Below are 22,558 nucleotides of genomic sequence, written 5' to 3'. Positions count from 1 at the left end.
ATGTTGTTATAGTAATAAATGATTAATAAAACCAAAAACCTCACTCTTCCATTTTAACACTTTAAAACCTCCTATACAAGGAATTTGAGTGCTTTTTAATCATTCAAACTATAGTTTTTCGCTATATTTATATATAAAAAATCCATACAGATGTATGGATTTACATATTTTAAAATATACATTTATGCTACCAGCCAAGTGAAACCCTTTCAAACTGACAACCCAAGCGTCGCAATTCTTTTTGACGGTCCTCATAGTAGGGGAGGGAAATGCCTGTAATGGTCACATGGGGAAGGTCTTTCAAGTGCAGGCTGACTGATGAGGTAAAATGATAGACATGAACGAACTCGTATTCTTGAAAGAGTTGGGCTAGGACATCTTCAAAGATGAGCTCCGTCTCCAAGTAGGTCACATCAGGGATAGTGAAGGTTTCCTTGGGATGGGGTAGATAGAGGTCAATGGCCAAGGCCTTGGCATAGGTACTGATAAAGCGGATGGAGATCTGATCGTCCTCTTCAGAGAACTTTTGCCCCAGCAGAACCTTGACTGTCTTGCCATTTGAAACAGGAGCTTGAGGCAGGTTAAAAAAATGCTCCAGATAGACTAGTTTCTCTCTAGCTACGACATGGTAGTTACTGCGATAGAGGGTATAGTGCTTTTCCGTCCGCTCAATCAAGTCATCTCTGGTTAAGCCCAGAGAACCCACCTGACTGGGTTGAAGAGGGAGGGCATACATTCCCAAAGGGTAAATATCCGCATAGCCATCATCGAAACTCATGAGGTGCTGGTAGGTCGAACTAGCAACCAAGTCCAGAATCAAGCTATTGTCAAAGCTAGCATAAAAAATGGTGTCATAGTCGCCGACAAGCTCCTGACAAATCTGAGCCAAGTCCTCTGTCGTTTGAGGATAATGAACATGGTCAAAATCCTTTGCATAATGCTCCTGACGAGCATTTTTTACAGGACTGACATAAAGGCTGACAAAGTCCTGATTAGGATAGAGGCCCTTGATATGATGAGCTATTTTAGCCTGCAAGGGCGTTGTGGCAATGATGAGGTGTTTCATCTCTTTGATTCTCCTAAGTGGTGATGGTGAAGCAAGGTCTCAACGACTTCAAAGTCCAAGGCATCGTCGATATCATAAGAATAGAGTTTGGGCATTTCATAGGCTACTGTCTTATCTGTGTAAAAGGTCTCGTCTCGTAGGTAAAGGTCCTTGCGAGAAATCCAAATACTACCGTTGGGATAGTAATAGACAGGCTCTTTCTGCCGAGCATAGTGCTTGGAAACTTGAGGGGGATGGATAAATGACGACTCCGCAAACTGCAAGTAAAGACTACGACTCTTGTCCGCCTTAACACAGGAAATCAAATGGTCAGCGCCAGACTGACAGTAAAGTTGATAGGACTCGATGAGATGCTCTACCTCTCTAAGAGGTGAAGTCACCTGTAGATTCACAAAGACCTGCTCTTCCTCAAAGGGCTGTAAAAAGTCGCGTAAGGTTTCTAAGCTAGAGGTTGTTGCCAAGGCCAATTCTTTTGGTCTGTGGACACAACGAATCTCTGGATAGGCTTGACAACAGAGTTCTAGATAGGCTAGTGAGTCTGAGGATATCCAGATATCACTAAATAGCTTGGAGGCTAGAGCGACTTCTATGGTATAGAAAACCAAGGGTTTGCCTGCAAGCGGTTTGATATTTTTATCCACTAAGCCGCGTGAACCCGAACGGATTAAAATGACGGCTATGGGTTTAGATTTTGCTTTCATATAGTCTTCCTAGAATTGAGATAAAAAGAGCAGATAGGGTGGTGATGATGCTATTTAACCAAGGAGTGGGATTGGCAAAGAAACCACTGTAATGATAGAGAACCAAGACTCCTAGACTAAAGACCAAATAGATTTTGGCTAGTGGTAAACTCGGTTTTTTGAAGAGTAAGACCAAGAGATACAAACCACCTATCACACCTAGTGTCAGGCCCATAAAGCCGTTAATCCACTCATAGATAGAGTAGATTTCTGCATTCATGAGTAAGAGGCAGAGGAGCCAAGACAAACATGCTAAGACAAAGGATAGGAGGCTTGGCGACCAACGAATCTTTGACCAAGCAAAATCCAACTTCAAGCAGGTCACGATTGCATTCATACTGGATGAAACTGTGGATTGGCCTGCTGCCAAGAGAGCCAGCATGATGAAACTACCAAACCAAGGTGCCAGACCTTCCCGAGCATAGGCAATGAGCACAGGATTGGTCGATGTGGTAGCGAAATTTTCCTGACGAATTAAGCAGCCAATCAGATACAGTAAACTGGCAACCCCAAAGGACAAAAGTCCCTGTAGCCATAAAATTTTTCCAATCTTCTGACGCCCCATTTTGCTATTAAAACGTTGGACAATATCCTGCGAGGAGACGTAGGAGAATAAGCTACTAAAGCCTGCTCCTGAAACTAAGATCAAGACCGTCTGCCCATCCAGTTTCTCTGCAAAGCGAGAAAGCTGTTGACTGCTATTCATGACTAAGCCAGATTGGGCAATTCTTGGTAGAAAGAGGGCTAGTATAGCTAGCAGGACCAAACCCTGAAAAAAGTCCGTCCACAGCACAACCAAGAGACCACCCCTTGCCAGATAATAAACCGTCAAAAGAAGGAGTAAACCTGACAAGATCAGCTGATTGATAGGGATAAAGGGCGCTAAGGCCTGAGACAACAAGTAGTTCACCACTGCTATTCGCCCCAACTGGTAAATGATGAAAAGACCTGAGGCCAGTGAACGAATGCCAGTCGATTGAAACTTGTCCTCTAAAAGATGATAGGCTGTCTCATAGTTTCCCTTTTGATAGAGGGGAAGAAAATAGCGATGAGCTAGTGGAATGGCTAGAAAGATGCCGCACTAGGCAAACCAGAGATAGGACCTGCCTGTATAGGCATTCCCCACCAGAGTCAGAAAGGAAATGGGGCTGAGCAAGGTCGCAAAGACTGAGAAGGCCAAAACTGTCACTGGAACAGCTTTCTTAACCTGATAATAGTTCTCTTCGCTCCCTTTTTTCCGATAGGCAATCCAGGAAATCAAGCAGAAATAGAGCACTAGGGTGACTAGAATTCCCAACATCCTAGAAGTTCCTATCTAGTAGTTCTCTGTATATTTGAGCTACTTTTTCCAGAGAATAGCAAGAGGATAAGGCTAGATTTTTTTCATTCGATAGATAAAAATCAGGCTCTTCCATCTCTTCTATCTTTTGAATCAACTCTGATTTGCTTTTAAACAAGTTGATGGCATTGGACTGGTCAGCATAGAAACGATGGGCAATCTCCACATCAGATAACAAGGCTAACAAACCTTGACTCAAGGCTTCAATACAGGCATTAGCAAATAACTCTGTATAACTTGCAGACAAATAGCATTGGTGGAGATGATAAGGTACTTCGTCAACGATACCTTTAAAGTGAATGGTTGGTGGCAGATCGTAGCGATTACGAAGTTCCTCCAGACGCTCCTCTGTACCACCATAAAAGGTAATCTGGGCCTTGGAGCCACGTTTGTAGAGTTCGATAAAAGCTTCAATGACAAGTTCAACGTTCTTGCCTTCTCCCATATGACCCACCAAGCAATAGTCCAAAACAGGTCCGATTTTTCTTAGCTGACCTACTTTTTCTGTAAACATTGGTGGTAAAAACTTAGTGTCATACCCTTGTTTCGCCAAAGTATCAGTCAAAACTTCACTGGCAACTAGGTATTTGTTTGTCTTGCGCAGATTGGCGAGGCGTAAATCTCGCATGACATTTTCATGGACGACTTCATAATAATTTTTATCCGTGTTTTCCATGTAACGCCAAAGGCTGGGTTTGGGTACGATTTGTTGGTCACGGATAAAGAGGTCGGTTTGCTGGGCCCATTTGGCTAAGAACTTGACCAGTAAGTCCTCTTCAGAACGGATTTCTCCTCCTATGCGGTAGATGTATTCTGGGTAAAAGATAGTGACAGGAGAGGGTTCTTTGAAGGGATCGATAAAGCGTCCTTCCAGAGCCAATTCTCCATTTTCGTGATACCAACGCAGTTCCTTTTCCTTGAAATCTTCAAACAAGAAGGGACCCTTGGTATAGTAATATCTCCCCGAGCCATCTCCCAGGGTAACAGAGACCACAAAACCATCCTCATTGAGCTCCACCTGATCTCCATCTGCTAGCGTTAAACTTTCTGGCTTCACTGATAAGTCTGCATGGCCTATATCTGAAAAACTATGCGGAACACATATCAGTTCTTTTTCTAAAAATCCTAACTTGATTAAATCTTTCTTCCAGTCAGGACGAAGCTGAGGACTCGATACAAGGTGAACATATTCCAAACCCAGATGGCGTGCTATACGGGCTCGATAGACTTGGGTACTCTCAAAACCATAGCGATGGATTTCCTTGGCTGGATGAATGGTGACAATTCTCGACATGATGTAGACTCTTTCTCTCTTATTTTCTACTTACAAAGGAAAAACCACCCTCACAAAGAAGCGAGGGTGGTTTTTCCGTTACAATGCTTGGGGATTTCCTAGCAAGTTCCCCCTCAAAAGGACTTTATGCTATTCTATCACAAAGACTGACCATCTGCAAGGTGGACTGGTTTAGACAGGATAGCTTGGGGGAGTTTTCTTATTGTTTATAAATCGATTCTCTGAAATCATCTGTGCTACGTAGGTAGGCATTGTAGATTTTTTGTTTTAATAAGTGGACCCAACTTGCAGGAGCGTGGCTTGTCGTACGGTCAATGTTAGCCACATCTTTTGCCACTGCTTGATCGATGAGTTCTTGCATTTGAGCAGCTGAACGAATTGTAATCTCCTTGCTGCTGTTTGGTACACCAAGTTCATACTGAATAGTGATTGGTTTCAACTGGTCTTGCTTGCGAATACGTTTATTAAACATATCCTTCTTGAAATCAGCCCATGAACCATATTGGTTGGCAAAGACATTTTTCAAGACGAGACTATCAGTGATGAGGCCCACATCTTTCCTAAGCCAATCTGAATAGGTAATGTCCCCGTTTCGTTTAGCTTCTTCTGCATATTGGTTGGATACATATGGTAAGAACCCATCTTGATAACCTTTTTCTGCCAACAATTCGTAGGCTGTCTTTCTAAACATGATGTCACCAGGCGCACCCTTTGAATTACTGAGGGCAGCATAAATCGGTGAGAACATGCTGATCAGATGATAGCCATTACGAGTATAGTCGCTCTTATCACGGTAAGCCCGACGGTTGATGATATCATTGTCAATCAAGGCATCCAGACTGGTTAGTTTACTTACTTCAGCATCTGTCAATGGACGAACAGAGTTTCCAGCATGAGTTTGTTTATGGTACTTGTCCTCAATGTAGAAATTCTCTATTTTTCTAAACCATTTTTTCTTGACATCATTAGACTTAGTTAAAATGGCATTGGCTTCCATAGCATCCAAGGTATACAAGACATCGTACATACCGTGAACATACTCTTGCAAGGCTGCGGCTGATGTGAAGCGGCTTGTCGGGTCATAAGTATGCAAGCGAGTTGATGAATCCTTATCCCCTTTATAGAGAGTATTCAAGACAATAGCATCCTTATCTAGACTGTCAGCAGATTGCAACAGGCCTAAGGCATACAACTCTGCTCCCAATCCTTCACGACGACCTTTTCCTTCAAAGTAAATATGTCCGTCAGAATTATGAACCATTTCATGAGTATAGACTGATGTTCCGTATTTATCCAACAAGCGGTCGCTGACATAGTGGACCTCAGAACCGTTGGCATAGGCTCCAGCTCCCTTACTTTCCCCATACCACTTACCAGTTGGTCCAAAGAAGTTGTAGATAGAATCAATGGCCTTATCAGACAGGGTAGCCCAGTAATAATTACTATTGCTATCTTTCATACCAAAGCCATCTGAAACCATGACTGAACGGAAGAGTTTTTCTTTGTATTCTGGTGAAAGGAAGTGGTACCAGATATCGTAGTGGTCTCGTTGCCATTCAGCCGACTGGTCAACCTTAGCACGGACATACTGACGCAATTCTTCTCCTGATAAGACTGTATTATTAACACGGTCACGGTAGCGTTCATAGCCACCAAAGGCCAAGGTAGAAAGATTTGAAATCACATAAACATCTTCTTCTGGCAATGTTAATAAAGGTAGGAGCATGTTTTTTAATTTCCAACTTGGTGCCGTAATACGATCATAGACTCCCAGTGTATAGTTACTATCTGGTGTAGCTGACTCTTGTTTAGCACGCACTTCTGGAATCGCTGACTTACTCTCTACTATATAGGCCTTGGTATTCGTCTTCAACCATTCATTATTGGTTTTAGTTGGTAGGAAGAGTTTTCTGTAAGACTCTAGTAAATCCGTCACTGTCTTGCGACCTTTTGCAGGGGCCAGGGTTGTTTCATAGGCACTTATATTATTTGATGCCTTGAGATTTTCCATACCGCTCTGACCTAGGGCAATGATGGTATCCAAGGTTGAAGTTGTGCTATTGCCATCAAAGTCAAACTTATAGGTATTGAGATCCTTGGTATTGATGTGATCATAGTTGATATTGTACCAGCGATTGAGGTAAGTCAAACCAAGCAAGAAAGCTTCCTTGTTGTTTTTGATTTTTTCGCTGATGTAGGTTGCTACACTATCTCCCATCGTATTGATAGACTTGTCCATGGCTAGCACTTTACGGAGATGTTCGCCGATATTAGCCTTAACTTTTTCGAATTCTTTGTCCAAGTATAGCGGATCAAGCGACGCATCTGCCTCAATGCCCAGAACTCTTCTCATGGCTGCTGAGTCATATTCGACCCCTTGCAAATCTGCTAGGACCTGATCGGTCACTTTCGTATAGTCAGATAAAAAGGCTTCTGGTGTAAAGATAAAGTTTTTACTTGCTACGCTGTACTCTGCAATTTGTGTATTTTTGAAATCTTCTTTGTAGGTGACATCTAGATAACTGATTGTATTATCAGCAAAATGCAACATCAGTTTATTGATCGTTGCTTTATTGGCCTGAATATCTGTGATGATGTCATTGTCCTTCATTGGTACGACATCTAGCAGTTCTGTAGTATAGAGCTTATCAGTAGAATCAACTTGATTTCCATAGTGAACCACTAGCTCTTTATTATAGAAAGGCATCAATTTCTCAATATTGTGATAAGCAACTTTTCGACTAGCTTGGCCTTGACTTAACTGAGTATAGTCCACACTGTGCTGATTGGCCTTAAGTGTTTGACCTGTATCGTTTAGTGTCACTGTCATCCCATAAGACTGAACCTTTTCTCTGGCCTGGTCTTGGGTGATTGGGGCCGCATAGAGATCAGCCTTCTTGTTCTCAACAGCAGTGCTGGCATCTTTGATGTCCGCTCCCCTGTACTGGTCTCCTGTGATGGCATAACCATCTCCAGCGTTGACCATGCTAACGACATGATGGATACGGCCATTTTGCCATGTAGAACCAGCTATTCCTCCGACTCGTGGATAAGTTGTTGTGTTGAGAATGGTTCCACTTGCTAACGCGTGAGAAACTAAAGCACCACTTTGAACTTTCCCAACAATACCTCCCGCAAATTGGTCATTGTTGCGAGCATTGCTAGAAATATTTGCATCAACTGCGACCTTATCAATCTTAGCCTTATTACCAGATAAGAGCCCTGCTATACCTCCCACATAGTAAGGAGAAGCATCCGTATGCTTAGCCTGAATGCTACCTGTAAATGAACTATTGGTTATTTCTGTATCTTGAGCCTTGGCTACCAAACCTGCAACTGACTTGCTACCTGACAATTGACCTTCTACAGCTACATTACTAATCTGGCTGTTAGTAGCCACTTTTGCTAGGCTGGCTGTATCTTCTTGACTCTTAATCGATACTGCTTTAAAATCAATATCTTTCACAGTAGCCTTGGTCAAATTATCAAACAAGGCTGTCTTAAGGTCATAAATCGCAAACGGCTTCCCATCACTCGCACCGATAAGATTACCAGTGAAAGTGCCTGTCACATAGCTGGTTTGTCCCTTTGCTAAGGCCACTTCATCAGCTGTCATATCAGCTCCAAGTTTAAAGGTTCCAGCGAGATTACCTTGCATGGCAGCAATCAGTTTCTTGAAGGAAGTATAGACACCGTCCTTGGCAAGCTTTTGCTTATCAACTGTGAAGCTATAGTTATCCTTGTATGCTGAATCTTTCTCTTGAACCAGTTCATTGAAGGCAACGGTTACCTTGTATTTCCCATCCTCTGTTTCCTTAATAGAGCTAACTGGTAGCAACATTTCTTTCATCTTATCTGATTTGACTTTGACAAAATAAGGTGACAAATCGCTTGGTACTTCTGATAAATTCAGATAGCGACGGTAGTGACCATCTTCCTTACCATAGAGCCCCACTTCATCCACATCTTTGATTTCAATTTTCTTATAGTCCAATTGAAAATCTTTCGTTGATACTTCTGTATTTTCCTGATCAGATTGGCCTAGATTATAGGTCAGGTAAGTCTTAATTGTATAAGGAGTATAGTAGTCCAAACCATCAATCGTTTGCTGAACGGATAAATCTTTCAAATCCACTTCTTTAATCAGTGTTCCATTTTGAAAAATTTGGGCCTTGGCCTTAACAAAAGCAGACGTTTGGTCATCTAAGTGATAGGTGACTGCTACAGCTTTTTTGCTCTCATCTTTAACAAGATTGGTGATTTCAACTGTTGGTTTGGTTTTAACAAGACTGCCAACCTTGACAATCTCTTTGGTTGGTTCTACTTCTGTACGTAAGATTTCCTTGCTAGCTTCCACCTTACCATCTACGAGATAATCTTCATACTCGATTGTCCGTAAACCGTCTTTTCCTTCCTGAGCAATTTCTCGATGATTTTTCAAGATGGTCGCATCTTCGATTTCTTCAGTTTCGTGAGGGATAGTTTCCGTTACTGTTCGACGAGTACTTGTCAAAGGCAGTTCAGGAAGAGCTTCTGCCACAGCAGCCTCACCCTCGTGACCCTGCTCTTGTGTTCCTTGAGTACTGATTGGACCTGTATAAGACGGTAATTCTGGTTGAACTAGAGCATCGCCCTCATGACCGGGCTCTTGCGTACCTTGGGTACTAATTGGGGCTGTGTAAGATGGCTGAACGGGTTGAACTAAGGCTTCACCCTCATGGCCGGGCTCTTGCGTACCTTGGGTACTAATTGGAGCTGTGTAAGATGGCTGAACGGGTTGAACTAAGGCTTCACCCTCATGGCCGGGCTCTTTCGTGCCCTTACTGCTAACAACTTCTGTAGACTCTGGCACTGTTGGCTCAACTGGAGCTCCCTCCTGAGGACCTGTGTAAACTGGTAGTTCTGATTGAACCAGGGATTCGCCTTCATGACCTGACTCTTGTGTGCCTTGAGTGCTAATTGGGGCTGTGTACGCTGGTTGCGATGGTTGAACCAGGGCAGCACCCTCATGACCTGGCTCTTGCGTGCCTTTAGTGCTAACGGGTTCTGTATAAGTCGGTTGTGCTGGTTGAACCAGGGCAGCACCCTCATGACCTGGCTCTTGGCTCCCCTTTGCTTGCACTACAGTTTCATTGTTTTTTTGTAGTTGAGACTCTATAGGAGAAGGTGTTCCTCCTTGTTGTTCCTCTATCGTTGAGCTATCTACATTTTCTAAGTTAGACTTGCTGTCATGCGCCTTCTGTTTATCTGATTGCTTAACAACGTCTACTTTATTTTTCACATATCCTATGTATGTATAACCAGGAATATCAACCGGGGCTGGCAAGGCATCTCCTGCCTGAACCGATAGTTGAGTGTTATAAGCAGCTAGTGTTTCGCTAGTCAAGGCAAGGACAGTTGGAGACAGCAACTGGCTTCCTAGACTGGTTACTAACAAGAATCGACTAATCTTACTCTTGCCATCACGTCCCTTAAGAACTACTACAATCAATAAACTAAGGCCTGCCACTAAGGCAGCAGTTTCTAGGGAAGAGCTAGTTCCTGTGTTGGGTAGTACTTGATTGGCTCGATAAACCAGATAGTAAGTCGCATCAGATTCTTCCGCTACTTGTGGTAGGGATGTAACTAAGAGAGTCTTCTCTTCATCAGTCAAATCCGACTCTAAAACATAAGTATAATTAACGGCATGAGATTCTTGGGCAGATACAGTCTGTAGGCCAGTTCCCATCAAAAAGAAACACGCAACAGCTACAGATACAAGGCCAACTGCCAATTTTCTTAATGAGAAATTCTGTCTTTCTTCTCCAGTAGTTTTGAAATTCATATTCCCCTCTTTTTACATTTTTAAATTAGTATATTAAATTATGGTAAAATATACAACTCTTCCCATTATACATCAATTTAAAAAAAGATTCTAGGGATAGATATACAAATAGGGTAATAATAAAAGGCATCCCTAAAATTAGATACCTAATTTCTGGAATACCTATCATATCTCTAAATTTTTATTTCACAACAAGCTCATAACGTGTCTTACTGGTGAAGGTTTGACCGGCTTTGAGAATGACTTGATCTTTGAGGTCGCTGTGAATGGCATCTGGTAAAGCTTGCGCTTCAAGGGCAATCCCATTGTGCTGCACCATTGGCTGACCTCCTATGATGACACTCTCATCCACAAAGTTTGCTGTGTAGACCACAAAGCAAGGGGCCTCTGTCTTGAAAAGCAGGAAGCGACCTGAATTTTGATCATAAAGGAAACCAGCATTGTCATGACCTGCAGGAAGAGCGAATGGATGATCCAAACCAGATACCAGTTGGATTTGCTCATCATCCTCTGCAAAGATGTCTTTCAACAAGGCACCATTGTAGATGTGTTTAACCACATCACGATTAGCATCTGGAGTTTTAGCCGGAACACCGTCGGGAGCGATTGGATAAATGCCCTCTGTGTTTAGTTGGAAGACATGGCGGTCAATTGTCTGTGTGAAATCACCAGACAAGTTGAAGTAGCTGTGATTGGTTGGATTAACCAGCGTATCCTGATCGGTCGTTACCTTGTAGCTGATTTCATAGGCACCAGTTTCTTCCAAGTGATAACTGATCCAAATCTTGAGATTTCCAGGAAATCCTCCTGTCCCATCTGTACGCTCTATGTAGAGGGTCAAACCATGGTCGCTCACTTCAACTAGTTCAAACAAGCTAGAATCCCAACCAGTTGAACCACTATGGTTACAGTTGCTAGCATTGTTGACTTCAAGGTCATAGTTCTTGCCATTAAGCTCAAAGGTCGCACCTGCAATACGGCCTGCCACAGGACCTACGCTAGCTCCATGCTTGGGGCTATTGCCTACATAGCTATCAAAATCATCAAAACCCAAGATAACATTGGCAAAATTTCCAGCCTTGTCAGGTGTGACATAGCGCAAGATAGTCGCACCATAAGTCATAACCTCAAGCTGGTAGCCACCGTCCGTCTCAAAGCGATAGGCCAAGACATCCTTGCCCTCAACATTTCCAAATACACGCTCTGTGTATGCTTTCATTCTCTTCTCCTTTTTCTATTTCTCTCAATCAAACAAACCATAGAAAGCGAATTGACAATCTATGGTTTACTTGTATGATTTACAAACCCCTTTATCAAGAATCTATAAACGCAGTATTACTTTTGATATTCGTGGATGATAACACCTTGTACCACACGGTTTACTGTACCTGTAGGAGACGGTGTATCTGGTTTATTTTCTACCTTGAGTGAAGTCAATAGGGCAAAGAGTTGGGCATAAACGATGTAAGGGAAGACACGGTAAATATCGTTCAAGACACCGCCACAACCAAGGGCCACTTCTTTGACATTTTCAAGACCAAAGGCTTGATCACTCAAAAGCACAACACGACGAGCAATCTGGTCACCAGCAACTTCACGAACCAAGTCCAAGTCGTACTTACGAGTGTAGTCTGTCGTTGTACCAAAGACCAAGACAACTGTATCTTCGTTGATCAGAGATTTTGGACCGTGACGGAAGCCAACTGGACTTTCATACATGGTCGCCACTTGGCCAGCTGTCAATTCCAAAATCTTGAGCTGAGCTTCATGAGCAAGACCAAAGAAAGGACCAGCGCCTAGATAGATGACACGGTTAAAGTCAAGGTCAACAAGCTCTTTGACATCTTCTGCATTGTCTAGAATTTTACGGGCAAGACTAGATACAACTTCAAAACGTTCAGCTTTCACAGCAAATTCTGTAGGATCAAAAACCAAGAGAGCTGTCAACATCATAGACGTAAAGCTAGAAGTCATAGCAAATCCAGCATCATTGGAAGCAGCTGGTTGCAAAAGCAAAAGATTGCGGTCATCTCCATGAGCTTGAAGTGCCAATTTACCATCTGCTGCACAAGTAATCGTCACTTGATAAAGCTCATCCACCAAGGCTTTGGCCAAATCAACAGTCGCCACACTTTCAGGTGAGTTCCCACTACGAGCAAAAGACACAAGGACAGTTGCCACATCTTTTTTCAAATAAGTTTCTGGATTGGCAACGATATCTGTTGTCGCAATGGCATTGAAATTCCATTTGCGTTCGTCATATACTTCCTTAAAGTAAGGTACCAAGGTATCTCCCACATAAGCAGAAGTCCCCGCACCTGTCAAAATAACCTTGATATAGTCATGTTTATCAGCAATCCCTTGTAGGAAGGCTGCAATTTCTTCACGTTTTGCTTGATAAGATTCAAAAGCTTCTTTCCATACATCAGGCTGTTGGTAGATTTCACGTGTAGTGATTTCTGCACCCAATTCGAGCAAGTCTTCTTTTGTATAATGTAGCATTGATTTCCTCTTTTTCTATTAAATATGGGAATGGGAGTAAGCCCCATTCCCATGTATATTCTATATAAAATGCTCTAACGATTTTCACGATATCACATCTTATTGAATCGAGTTCCAACTAAAATCTTTGGGAAAAAGACCGATTATCGTCGGAGCATCGCTCCATCCTCTTATCGCCTATTTTCCCTGTGATTTTCACGTTGTCACATCTTATTCATCTTCGTCATCATCGAAGCCCGCTAACAGGTCATTGACTTTCACAATGCTTTCTGCAGCACGGCTCTTGTAGTCCGCATCTGCGCCTGTAAGGCTCGCATTGATAAATTCAATCACCATTGGAAGATTCATCCCTGCGTAAAGGTCAATATCACGACCTTCCATGATCAAGCGACTCACCACGTTACATGGTGTACCACCAAGAAGATCCGCAAAGACTAGGAAATCATCCAATCCTTCAATAGCAGCTTCAAATTTTGCAGTAAAGTCTTCTGGTCCATCTTCTGGAAGAAGAGCCACTGCATGAATGTTGTCTTGTGGACCCATGATCATTTCAGTGCTACCTTTAAGTTCTTCACAAAAACGACCATGGCTCACCAAAATTAATGATTTAGCCATAAATTATGCGCCCATTCCAAGCAAGAATTTACCGATGAATGAAAGACCTACTGCAAGAGCGATAATGATACCGATAGCTTTAGTAGAAGTCATACCTTTCTTACCAAGCAACCAGAAGATAAAGGCAGTAAAGATTGCTGGAAGCAAGCGTGGGAAGATTGAGTTCAAGATATCTTGGAAGTCAATCATTTTTTCACCGATTGGCAATTTGTAAGAAATTTCAAAGTTAATCATTGTTGCTACAAGAGCACCCATCATGAAGACACCAAGTACAGATGCAGCGTCAATCAAAGCTGTCAAAGTACTTTGCATGTTGTTGATAAGGTTAACCCCTTCTTTGTAAGCAAATTCCAACTGTTTCCAACGGAAGATGTCATAAGCAACTGCAACTGCGATCCAAAGGAAGATTCCCCATGGTTGGCCAGCGATAGCCATAGTTGCTGCGATAGATCCCATGATAGCAGGTACAAGTGAACCAAAGATAGTATCTCCAAGAGGAGCGAATGGTCCCATCAAACCTGTCTTGATACCGTTAACGGCATCTTTTGAACCTACACCATCTTTTTCTTCCATGGCAAGGTCAAAACCAGCGATAATAGTGTGGAAGAATGGTGAAGTATTGAAGAATTGAGTATGAACTTTCATCATTTCTTTCAATTCAGGAGTTCCATCCCCATACATTTTACGCAATTGAGGCAAGATCATGTAAAGGTAACCAGAAGCTTGCATACGTTCGTAGTTCCAACCTAATTGGAAAGTAAACAAGCTACGTTTGTTGATTTGATTAAAATCTTCTTTTGTAAGTTTGTAATTAGAATTCGTCATCTTCGATTTCCCCACTTTCTGATGGTGTAGAAGGTGCTGCTACAGATACTTTTTGGCTATTTTTGAAGTGAAGCACTGCTAGGAAGATACCTACGATAGAGATACCAATCATAGACAATCCTTTGAAGTTGTTCACGAAACCAATTTTTTCAGCAACATCTTTAGGTAGAGTACCGATAATACCTGCAACAGCGCCACCAAGACCTGTTACATATGAGTAAAGAACAGTCAACATAGCTGTCAAACCAAATCCCATTGCAAGGTAGTGAAGGTTACGTTTAACTGGAAGGTAACGAAGCAAGATTGCAAATCCGAGACCTGGAAGCATACGTCCTGCAAGTGTCAAACCGTCTGCAACCCATTGGTATTCCTTAACAAGGTTTACAACACCTTGTACGAATTCTCCACCAAAAGCAAGGGCGAAGAATACTGGAAGGGCACGTGAAAGAGCCCAAGGCACTGCACCAAGTAGGTAGTTGCGCTCGATTCCTTTATAGTCAAAGCGTTCGATTGCAGCATCAATACGGTGTGCAAAGAAAGTAGTAGTCATACGTCCAAGAACGTCGAAGTATGTCAAAAGTGCTGCTACTGGTACAGCGATTGTTGTAATCGCAAGGTCTGTAGCGATTCCTTGTGAAACTGAGAATGCTGTTGCAAGAACCGCACCAGAAGTTGCGTCGATACGAGAAGCACCACCGAAGGTACCAACCCCAAGTACGAACAACTGCAAGCTACCACCGATAAACAAACCAGTTGTCACATCTCCCATGATTAAACCAGTAATGAAACCAGCAAATACAGGGGAACCTGCAGATGAAACGATCGTCAACTCATCACAGATTTGATAAGCTGAGTACAAAGTGAGAAGTAAAATTTGCCACCATTGTATCATAACAATGACCTCCTAAAAATTTTTTCCTATTTTAATAAGCTCAAAAAGTCTGAAATTGGATCATTTGGAACCATTTGAGCAGTAAGTTTAACACCTTTTTCTGCCAATTTGTGGAAATCTTCCACATCCTTATCCACTACGTTGATAGAACGTGTGATGGCACGAGTTTCTGGTGTTTGAGACATATTCCCAACATTGAGAGTTTCAAGTGGTACACCTGCTTCGACCAAACCAAGGAAGCGGTCTGGTTTACGAGCCACGATAAAGAGACGTTGGCTATCATATTTACCAGCAAGAATATTGGCTGCCGCTTTTTCAATTGGCAAAATACTCAATTTCACACCTGGTGGTGTCGCGAGTTTCAAACCACTCTTTTCAACGTCGTTGTTGACAACTTCGTCATCTACAACCATAATACGTGAAACATTTAGTTTTCCAGCCCAAAGATTGGCTACTTGTCCGTGGATCAAACGTCCATCGATACGGCATCCTACAATTGTCATAAGTTTTCCCCCTTTATGTGTTTTAGTGTAGGTTTACGAGTTAAATAAATCTCTTCTTTATATTCACCTTCTGTTTCAAAGATGATGATGCGGTTAGCACCTTCCTTTAGATAGCTATGAGGAATATAAAGTGAGAGGGTCGGGCCAACGTTCCAAAAACGTCCTAGGTTCTGCCCATTGACAAAGGCAACTCCCTTACCAAACTCAGACAAGTCTAGGTAAGTATCTTTTGGCGCTTCGATTGTAAAATCATAAGCATAAAAGGCTGGTTGTCCTTCTGTCCATCCTTTTGAAAAATCAATTTTCTCAGGATTATCTAGTGGGAGTGGATAGTGTTTCCAGTTTAGTAAGAAGTGCAAATCCTTACAAACCCCTGTCCGAATTCCCTTACGTTGCGTATCCGCTAAGAACTTGTGTCCATAGTTGACACGCCCCATATTTTCTACCAAGATATCTAACCTAGATAGCGCTTTCTTTTTACCTTGATAAAAAATATCTTCCCCAATCTCTGTCTGATATTGGGTTTCGACCCACTGACCATCGACATAAAGCTGGGCCCTATCTCGACCATCAATGATACGAAGTCTTTCTTCTTCTGCATCCCAGTTTGTTTCTGTTCGATAGAGTAGATAGCCATAGCTTTGTCCCAACTCCTCCATCTTTTTAGGATAAAGGCTTTCTACAGGACTTGACAAGCTATCCAAAGTTTCAAACAAGGAAACTTTTTCAACTAGTGGAATAGCATCCAACTCCATACTCTCTTTGTAGAGTGGTTCCAACTGCGGATACTCTGGAAAATGTGTTGCCATCATCTTCTTGACTGCCAGATATTTGGCAGTTGGATTTCCTTCTTCATCCAGAAGGGCATCGTAATCATAAGATGTAACTTGTGGCAGGTCCAAGGTCCCTCGAGCTGAGCAACCATTCATGAAACCAAAATTTGTACCACCATGGAACATGTAGAGGTTGATAGAGCCTTGTTCCAAAACCTCTCGAACTGCATCTGCCAACTCTTTTGGATCCCGTGTGATAATCGGTTCTTTCCAACGATTGAACCAGCCATCCCAGAACTCCATACACATGAGCGGCCATTTCTTACCATGCTCATCAAAGAATTCCTGCATCTGTGAAAAGTTATAAGGTGCCTTAGAACCAAAGTTCCCTGTCACAAAGAGGTCATCTTCGATTAAGGTTCCAGCTTTCAGAGTAGCTCTCCATGGACCATCTGATGTAAAGAGAGGACAGGTTACACCACGCTCTTCCATCAACTGTCGAATTGCTCTCAGATAAGCCTTATCTTCTCCATAAGAACCATACTCATTTTCAACCTGCATCATGAGGATATTGCCACCCTTGTCCAACAAATGTGGAACCAACCGTGACAAGAGCTGGTCATAGTAGCGACCGACAGCTTCAATATAAGCAGGATCTGAGGAACGAAGTCTCATATTCTTTGTTAAGAGCCAGGCTGGTAAGCCACCGAATTCCCACTCCGCACAGATGAAGGGAGAGGGACGAACGATAGCGTAGAGACCCAAATCTTGTGCCGTCTCAAGAAATCGCTTCAAATCCAGAGCTCCTTCAAAGTGAAACTCACCCTCACGAGGCTCGTGTAAATTCCAGGCCACATAAGTCTCTACTGTATTAAAACCAAGAGCCTTCAAGTTATAGAGCGAATGATACCAATCTTCTGGAGGAACCCTAAAATAATGAATGGCGCCAGATAAAATCTTAAATGATTTTCCATCGAGATAAAAATCATCTCGTATCTCAAATCGTGTCATGTTCTTACCTTCTGACAACTAAAGTTTACGCTTTCATTTGTTGATATAGTAAATATATCTCAATATCTTGCATTTGTCAATAGGTTTTCACAATTTTTTTCATTTTTCACTAAATTTTACACAAAAAACTTATAAAAATCTCGTAATCTATAGTCATAACAACATTTTAGCACCATGTATAAAAATGTAGGTTTTTCTATTTATTCCTATGTAAATTAACCTTATAGCCTATTATTCTAATTTTTTTATTCAAAAGGCTACTATTCTTTCCAGTTTTATGGTAAAATCTTTAACGGAGAAGGAAAATCGAGGTGAAAATATGGCAATTCCAAAGTATCAATATATTAAAGATGAGTTAAAGAACAAAATCATTTCTGGTCAATTTGCCAGTGGAGATAAATTCTACACTGAAGCTGAATTGATTGCAATGTATGATGTGAGTTCTATCACAGTTGTCCGCGCCTTAAACGACCTTGCCAAGGATGGCTATATTGTCCGTCAACAAGGAAAGGGTACATTCGTTTCACGCGCACGCAAACATAAACTCGTAGAGTTTTCAGATGTAGAAGTTTTTGAAACTAAAGATGATAAAGTTACCGTCCTTTCTATTGAGCGTGGAAACAAACTAAGCTACTTAGAAAAACTCGGACTACGCGGAGATCAGTTCTACTACAAGATTGAACGCGTACGCGAAACAGGTGGTGTTGTCTACATCTACCATACATCTTACATCCCAGAACAATACATCAACGCAAATTATCCAAATCTTGAATATTATAGCTCTATCTATAACCGTTTCAAATTGGATTACCACATTCACATGAATGATGAACATTTTGAAGAAATCAATGAAATAGCATTTCCAACTCCAGAACATGCGGCTTCGATCCTCGGAGTCGATGAACAATTCCCAACCGTTTTACAAACCAAGACTACTAAACTAGAGTCTACTGGTCAAGTTCTCGCATTCAGCGAAACATACAAACGAGCGGATTACTACAAAATCAAATTCATTTCATGTGACCGTGATCACTAAGAAGAAAGCCTGAGCCTAAACGCTTGGGCTTTTTCTATACTTATTATACCACATCAAAAAGGTAGCGCTTACCTATTTTTGGAAGATTCTATAATTTGTGGAATATTTTATAGAAATAGAACCAAAAAGATTCTACTAGATATATATATGTATCTTTTCCGACCAATCTGAAATCTTAAGTTTAAATTTTATATTTTTTTATACTTATTATAGTTTTTTGTCATCTCCTCTTGACTCTCGTTAATATAAGAAATAAAATAAAGGTGTTGATTTATGTAAACGCTATCAATATAACAATGCAATCAGGAGGTTTTGCAATGAAACATGAAAAACAACAGCGTTTTTCTATTCGTAAATACGCTGTAGGAGCAGCTTCTGTTCTAATTGGATTCGCCTTCCAAGCACAGACTGTTACAGCCGATGGAGTTACTCCTACTACTACAGAAAACCAACCGACCATCCATACGGTTTCTGATTCCCCTCAATCATCCGAAAATCGGACTGAGGAAACACCTAAAGCAGAGCTTCAACCAGAAGCTCCAAAAACTGTAGAAACAGAAATTCCAGCTACTGATAAGGTAGCTAGTCGTCCAAAAACAGAAGAAAAACCACAAGAGGAAGTTAGTTCAACTCCTAGTGATAAAGCAGAAGTGGTAACGCCAACTTCTGCTGAAAAAGAAACTGCTAATAAAAAGGCAGAAGAAACTAGCCCTAAGAAAGAGGCTGATTCTAAAGAGTCAAATACAGACAAGACTGACAAGGATAAACCAGCTGAAAAAGATGAAGCGAAAGCAGAGGCTGACAAACCGGCAACAGAGGCAGGAAAGGAACGTGCTGCAACTGTAAATGAAAAACTAGCGAAAAAGAAAATTGTTTCTATTGATGCTGGACGTAAATATTTCTCACCAGAACAACTCAAGGAAATTATCGATAAAGCGAAACATTATGGCTACACTGATTTACACCTATTAGTTGGAAATGATGGGCTCCGCTTCATGTTGGACGATATGAGCATCACAGCTAACGGCAAGACCTATGCCAGTGACGATGTCAAACGTGCCATTGAAAAAGGTACGAATGATTATTACAACGATCCAAACGGCAATCACTTAACAGAAAGTCAAATGACAGATCTGATTAACTATGCCAAAGATAAAGGTATCGGTCTCATTCCAACAGTAAATAGTCCTGGTCACATGGATGCTATTCTCAATGCCATGAAAGAATTGGGAATCCAAAACCCTAACTTTAGCTATTTTGGGAAGGAATCAGCTCGTACTGTCGATCTTGACAACGAACAAGCTGTCGCTTTTACAAAAGCCCTTATCGATAAATATGCTGCTTATTTCGCGAAAAAGACTGAAATCTTCAACATCGGACTTGATGAATATGCCAATGATGCAACAAACGCTAAAGGTTGGAGCGTTCTTCAAGCTGATAAATACTATCCAAACGAAGGCTATCCTGTAAAAGGATATGAAAAATTTATTGCCTACGCCAATGACCTAGCTCGTATTGTAAAATCGCACGGTCTAAAACCAATGGCCTTCAATGATGGTATTTACTACAATAGTGATACTAGCTTCGGAACTTTTGACAAAGATATCATCGTTTCAATGTGGACTGGTGGTTGGGGAGGTTACGACGTCGCTTCTTCTAAACTTCTAGTAGAAAAAGGTCACCAAATCCTAAACACTAACGATGCTTGGTACTACGTTCTTGGACGAAACGCTGATGGCCAAGGCTGGTACAATCTCGATCAGGGGCTCAATGGTATTAAAAACACACCAATCACTTCTGTACCAAAAACAGAAGGAGCTGATATCCCAATCATCGGTGGTATGGTAGCTGCTTGGGCTGACACTCCATCTGCACGTTATTCACCATCACGCCTCTTCAAACTCATGCGTCAATTCGCAAATTCTAACGCTGAATACTTCGCAGCTGATTATGAGTCTGCAGAAAAAGCACTTAACGAGGTACCAAAAGACCTTAACCGTTATACTGCAGAAAGCGTCGCGGCCGTAAAAGAAGCTGAAAAAGCTATTCGCTCTCTCGATAGCAACCTCAGCCGTGCCCAACAAGACACGATTGACCAAGCAATTACAAAACTTCAAGAAGCAGTCAGCAATTTGACCTTCACACCAGAAGCTCAAAAAGAAGAAGATGCTAAACGTGAGGTTGAAAAACTTGCTAAAAACAAGGTGATTTCAATCGATGCTGGACGCAAATACTTTACTCTTGACCAACTCAAACGCATCGTAGATAAGGCCAGTGAGCTCGGATATTCTGATGTTCATCTCCTTCTAGGAAATGACGGACTTCGATTCTTACTCGATGATATGACCATTACTGCCAACGGAAAAACCTATGCTAGTGATGACGTTAAAAAAGCTATTATCGAAGGAACTAAAGCTTACTACGACGATCCAAACGGTACTGCACTAACACAGGCAGAAGTGACAGAGCTTGTTAAATACGCTAAGGAAAAAGGTATTGGTCTGATTCCAGCTATTAATAGCCCAGGGCATATGGATGCTATGCTGGTTGCCATGGAAAAACTTGGCATCGCGAATCCTCAAGCCAACTTTGATAAAGTTTCAAAAACCACGATGGACCTTGAAAATCAAGAAGCCCTTAACTTTACCAAAGCTCTTATCGGTAAGTATATGGATTACTTTGCTGATAAATCAAAGATTTTCAACTATGGTACAGATGAGTATGCCAATGATGCGACAAACGCTCAAGGTTGGTACTACCTCAAATGGTATGGACTCTATAACAAGTTCGCAGACTATTCTAACAGCCTTGCTGCTATGGCTAAAGAAAGAGGGCTTCAACCAATGGCCTTCAACGATGGCTTCTACTATGAGGACAAGGACGATGTTCAATTTGACAAAGATGTATTGATTTCTTACTGGTCTAAAGGCTGGTGGGGCTACAACCTTGCATCACCTCAATATCTAGCAAGCAAGGGTTATAAGTTCTTGAATACCAACGGTGACTGGTACTACATTCTCGGTCAAAAACCAGAAGATGGTGGTGGTTTCCTCAAAAAAGCTATTGAGAATACTGGAAAAACACCATTCAATCAACTAGCTTCTACCAAATATCCTGAAGTAGACCTTCCAACAGTCGGAAGTATGCTTGCTATCTGGGCAGATAGACCAAGCGCTGAGTACAAGGAAGAGGAAATCTTTGAACTTATGACTGCCTTTGCAGATCACAACAAAGACTACTTCCGTGCTAATTATAATGCCCTCCGCGAAGAATTAGCTAAAATTCCTACAAACTTAGAAGGATATAGTAAAGAAAGTCTTGAGGCCCTTGACGCAGCTAAAACAGCTCTAAATTACAACCTCAACCGTAATAAACAAGCTGAGCTTGACACACTTGTAGCCAACCTAAAAGCCGCTCGCTTAGGCCTCAAACCAGCTGCAACTCATTCAGGAAGCCTGGATGAAAATGAAGTGGCTGCCAATGTTGAAACCAGTCCAGAACTCATCACAAGAACTGAAGAAATTCCATTTGAAGTTATCAAGAAAGAAAATCCTAACCTCCCAGCTGGTCAGGAAAATATTATTACAGCAGGAGTCAAAGGTGAACGAACTCATTACATCTCTGTACTCACTGAAAATGGAAAAACAACAGAAACAGTCCTTGATAGCCAGGTAACCAAAGAAGTTGTAAACCAAGTGGTTGAAGTCGGCGCTCCTGTAACTCACAAGGGTGATGAAAGTGGTCTTGCACCAACTACTGAGGTAAAACCTAGACTAGATGTTCAAGAGGAAGAAATTCCATTTACCACAGTGACTCGTGAAAATCCACTCTTGCTCAAAGGAAAAACTCAAGTCATTACTAAGGGCGTCAATGGACATCGTAGCAACTTCTACTCTGTAAGCACTGTCGATGGCAAGGAAGTGAAAACTCTTGTAGATAGTCTTGTAACCAAAGAAGCAGTTACTCAAATTGTTGAAGTCGGAACTCTCGTAACATATGTAGGTGATGAACATGATCTTGCTCCAGTTGTAGAAACAAAACCTAGACTGGATATCCAAGAAGAAGAAATTCCATTTACCACAGTGACTCGTGAAAATCCACTCTTGCTCAAAGGAAAAACTCAAGTCATTACTAAGGG

15 protein-coding genes are annotated in these 22,558 nt (G+C 41.7%); 2 read left to right on the top strand and 13 right to left on the bottom strand.

All coding sequences use genetic code 11. The features are described 5' to 3' along the window. Nucleotides 1–187 precede the first annotated feature (187 nt). From KUA57_RS04805 to KUA57_RS04750, 13 genes are all read right to left on the bottom strand, one after another. Entirely contained in the window at nucleotides 188–1,066 is an 879-nt protein-coding gene (locus KUA57_RS04805; RefSeq protein ID WP_218493742.1) for a glycosyltransferase family 52, read from the bottom strand. After that, nucleotides 1,063–1,767, bottom strand: a complete 705-nt coding sequence (locus KUA57_RS04800) for an acylneuraminate cytidylyltransferase family protein (RefSeq protein WP_218493741.1) — start codon at nucleotides 1,765–1,767, stop codon at nucleotides 1,063–1,065. Before KUA57_RS04800 ends, KUA57_RS04805 begins: the two co-directional genes overlap by 4 nt. After that, nucleotides 1,751–2,719: an SLC5/6 family protein gene (locus KUA57_RS04795; RefSeq protein WP_239665257.1), complete on the bottom strand. Its 969-nt coding sequence runs from the start codon at nucleotides 2,717–2,719 to the stop codon at nucleotides 1,751–1,753. The genes KUA57_RS04800 and KUA57_RS04795 overlap by 17 nt, the downstream gene beginning before the upstream one ends. Before the next feature lie 168 nt (nucleotides 2,720–2,887). Beyond that, nucleotides 2,888–3,106, bottom strand: a complete 219-nt coding sequence (locus tag KUA57_RS09585; protein ID WP_239665256.1) for a hypothetical protein — start codon at nucleotides 3,104–3,106, stop codon at nucleotides 2,888–2,890. Between the two features lies 1 nt (nucleotide 3,107). After that, nucleotides 3,108–4,439, bottom strand: a complete 1,332-nt coding sequence (locus tag KUA57_RS04790) for a glycosyltransferase (protein ID WP_049491993.1) — start codon at nucleotides 4,437–4,439, stop codon at nucleotides 3,108–3,110. A gap of 199 nt (nucleotides 4,440–4,638) precedes the next feature. Further along, entirely contained in the window at nucleotides 4,639–10,263 is a 5,625-nt protein-coding gene (locus tag KUA57_RS04785; protein WP_218493740.1) for a ZmpA/ZmpB/ZmpC family metallo-endopeptidase, read from the bottom strand. A 181-nt stretch (nucleotides 10,264–10,444) separates the two neighbouring features. Continuing rightward, on the bottom strand, nucleotides 10,445–11,482 hold the full coding sequence (locus tag KUA57_RS04780) for an aldose epimerase family protein (protein WP_049501015.1): 1,038 nt from the start codon (nucleotides 11,480–11,482) through the stop codon (nucleotides 10,445–10,447). Between the two features lie 116 nt (nucleotides 11,483–11,598). Further along, nucleotides 11,599–12,765 (bottom strand): SIS domain-containing protein, encoded by a 1,167-nt coding sequence (locus tag KUA57_RS04775; protein WP_153193704.1) that lies wholly within the window; start codon nucleotides 12,763–12,765, stop codon nucleotides 11,599–11,601. A gap of 210 nt (nucleotides 12,766–12,975) precedes the next feature. Beyond that, the gene (locus KUA57_RS04770; RefSeq protein ID WP_001129931.1) at nucleotides 12,976–13,380 is read right to left on the bottom strand and encodes a PTS sugar transporter subunit IIA; all 405 of its coding nucleotides are present in this window, start codon (nucleotides 13,378–13,380) and stop codon (nucleotides 12,976–12,978) included. Nucleotides 13,381–13,383: 3 nt separating this feature from the next. After that, nucleotides 13,384–14,205, bottom strand: a complete 822-nt coding sequence (locus KUA57_RS04765; protein WP_049509964.1) for a PTS system mannose/fructose/sorbose family transporter subunit IID — start codon at nucleotides 14,203–14,205, stop codon at nucleotides 13,384–13,386. Further along, nucleotides 14,192–15,097 (bottom strand): PTS mannose/fructose/sorbose/N-acetylgalactosamine transporter subunit IIC, encoded by a 906-nt coding sequence (locus tag KUA57_RS04760; protein WP_218493739.1) that lies wholly within the window; start codon nucleotides 15,095–15,097, stop codon nucleotides 14,192–14,194. Before KUA57_RS04760 ends, KUA57_RS04765 begins: the two co-directional genes overlap by 14 nt. Before the next feature lie 26 nt (nucleotides 15,098–15,123). Further along, a complete protein-coding gene (locus tag KUA57_RS04755; protein WP_000156970.1) occupies nucleotides 15,124–15,600 on the bottom strand; it encodes a PTS sugar transporter subunit IIB in 477 nt (158 codons plus the stop codon). Continuing rightward, nucleotides 15,597–17,384, bottom strand: coding sequence for a glycoside hydrolase family 35 protein (locus tag KUA57_RS04750; RefSeq protein ID WP_218493738.1), 1,788 nt, complete (start codon nucleotides 17,382–17,384; stop codon nucleotides 15,597–15,599). Before KUA57_RS04750 ends, KUA57_RS04755 begins: the two co-directional genes overlap by 4 nt. Before the next feature lie 319 nt (nucleotides 17,385–17,703). Between KUA57_RS04750 and KUA57_RS04745 the strand changes: the two genes are divergently transcribed. Together KUA57_RS04745 and strH are read left to right on the top strand one after the other, a co-directional pair. Next, nucleotides 17,704–18,420, top strand: a complete 717-nt coding sequence (locus KUA57_RS04745; protein WP_049509958.1) for a GntR family transcriptional regulator — start codon at nucleotides 17,704–17,706, stop codon at nucleotides 18,418–18,420. 317 nt (nucleotides 18,421–18,737) lie between these two features. After that, nucleotides 18,738–22,558 (top strand): LPXTG-anchored beta-N-acetylhexosaminidase StrH (gene strH, locus KUA57_RS04740; RefSeq protein ID WP_250646316.1); only part of this gene is annotated, 3,821 nt, incomplete at its 3' end.

This window comes from Streptococcus vulneris (assembly GCF_019218685.1).
Taxonomy (GTDB): Bacteria; Bacillota; Bacilli; order Lactobacillales; family Streptococcaceae; genus Streptococcus; species Streptococcus vulneris.
The sequence above is the reverse complement of the archived record's forward strand: the minus strand, read 5'-3'. Positions and strand labels throughout refer to the sequence as shown.